This window comes from Okeania sp. SIO2B9 (assembly GCF_010672505.1).
Lineage (GTDB): Bacteria > Cyanobacteriota > Cyanobacteriia > Cyanobacteriales > Microcoleaceae > Okeania > Okeania hirsuta.
Genome location: NZ_JAAHGK010001284.1, coordinates 1 through 2162, shown reverse-complemented (window position 1 = coordinate 2162; position 2162 = coordinate 1). Strand labels below are relative to the sequence as shown.

General features: G+C 42.6%; 2 protein-coding genes. Both read left to right on the top strand.

Going from position 1 to position 2162, the window contains the following annotated elements; translation table 11 throughout:
* Positions 1-626: 626 nt before the first annotated feature.
* A complete protein-coding gene (locus F6K13_RS29875; protein WP_124146285.1) occupies positions 627-1478 on the top strand; it encodes a zinc metalloprotease HtpX in 852 nt (283 codons plus the stop codon).
* Positions 1479-1678: 200 nt separating this feature from the next.
* Positions 1679-2162 (top strand): hypothetical protein (locus tag F6K13_RS29870; RefSeq protein ID WP_287289383.1); only part of this gene is annotated, 484 nt, incomplete at its 3' end.

Below are 2162 nucleotides of genomic sequence, written 5' to 3'. Positions count from 1 at the left end.
ACTGCTTCATAAAACTGATACAAAGCGTCACATAACGTAACAAATTGATGTTTACTTCCTGCTTCTACTGAGGCCGTCGGCGGTTACTCATCCACAGGCATTAACGGTCAAGCCAACCCCATCTCTACACTCTATACTTACATTTAAGTCTTTGTCAATTAACATAACTAAAAAAGTCCTCAAACCCTTACTACGCCTTTCCTAGTAGGGAGCGGGATTTCAGGATAGGTCTACGTCTATATAGATAGACACCCCAGAAATGCGAATAGCAGGGATTAGTGCAGAAGATACAAAGCGTCACCCTCGTTACTACTTGCCTGTGAGAACTAGCGTATTATGTCAATAAATTGCGCAAATTGTTAACTAAGTCGAAACTCCTCTACCATTACATATTGAGCACTACCCGTCCCTACTGCTGCCTAATAAATGTTATTTGTGGGTATTTAAAGAGAGACGAGCTGAGTATTAATAGCTATAAAATTTCACAAAAACCGAACCTTTTGTCATGATTTCCGACCATAAGTAAACCAATCGTAAAAGCTACAATGAAAAAAATATCATAAAAGAGCGATCGCCACCTGAGAATAAAATATAGAAACCATTGGCCTTAACAGGAGGCAACCTTTATGAACATAGTAAAAACTGTGGCTTTATTAGGAATACTTAGCGGTTTATTAGTAGCAGTTAGTTATTGGTTAATCGGTGGCCTAACAGGTGCTACAGTGGGGTTAGTATTAGCAGCAGTAATGAACTTGGGTTCCTGGTTTTTCTCAGACAAAATAGCTCTAGCAGCTTATAATGCCAGACCAGTAAATCAAGCAGAAGCACCAGGACTCTATAATATGGTAGAAAAATTGTGCGATCGCGCACGTCTACCCATGCCAGCAGTTTATATCATTCCCACTGCCGCAGCTAATGCTTTTGCCACAGGTCGAGACCCCCATCACGCAGCAGTAGCAGTTACCGAAGGTATTATGAGAATTTTACCAGAGGACGAACTTGAAGGAGTAATTGCCCACGAACTCAGTCATATCAAAAATCGCGATACTCTCACCCAAGCAGTAGCAGCAACCGTTGCAGGTGGGATATCTTGGTTAACTCAAATAGCTAGTTATTCTATGTGGTTTGGTGGGGGTTCCCGCGACAACCGATCTAACCCAATTGTGATGTTATTGACGATCATGTTAGCTCCGGTTGCTGCTAGTGTTGTACAAATGGCAATTTCCCGGACTCGTGAATTTGCTGCTGATGCAGGTGCTGGCGATTTAACTGGCAACCCCCGCGCCCTTGCTCAAGCTTTGCAGAGGTTAGACCAAAATGCTAGACAAATGCCATTGAATGGTAACCCAGCTTTTGAGCCATTACTAATTATGAATGGATTTTCCGGTAAATTCATGGCTAATTTATTTTCTACTCACCCATCCACAGAGGCGCGAATTGAAAAGTTGCTACAATTAGAGCAAAAATTACTGGGATAGTAAATTTTGAGGAGTCAGGAAGGAAGAAGAAAGAAGGAAGAAAGAAGAAGGAAGAAGAGAATAAATTGTAGTATAATAGACGTATATGGTGCCGCACCGCGCACCGGAAACTACATTTAGCTTTAGAACCGACTTGAAAGCGTAAGTCCAGTGAATGTAAAGTCTTGCTGAGTTAAACGTTCTAGGAGGAAAGCAATATCGTGCTTCAAAAAATTATTTTATGGCTGGTGCTTGTAGGGGTAGTAGTTACGGGATGGCTGCTACTGCCTAGCGCCTTTTGGCAGTATGTCTTTTTTCTACGCATACCTCTGCTCATGGGTGTATTGCTTATTGCGCTCCCTTTCCTCGCAACAGGTGCCCTGAAATCTATGCTCAAGAATCTTTTTGTCCTGCGTGGCGCTGGTCAAATTGCGTTGACAATTTTGGGTGCAACTGTGGCGGGAACAGCCGTAACCTTTGTCGTTGCAATAATCCTTGGTGGTGCGCCAGCTCGTTTTGGGGTTCCGGAACTGCCTGGAGTTTCTTCTTCTAAAGTTTGGTATTATGTGTTAGCGATCGCCCTGGCGTTACCGACCACCTGGAAAGTATTTGAATTATCCCAGGAAGAAATGGATAATAACAAAAGATGGTCTGGATTGTTTTTTGGGGTGTCATGTGGCCTTATCTTTTTGTATCTTTTCAGAC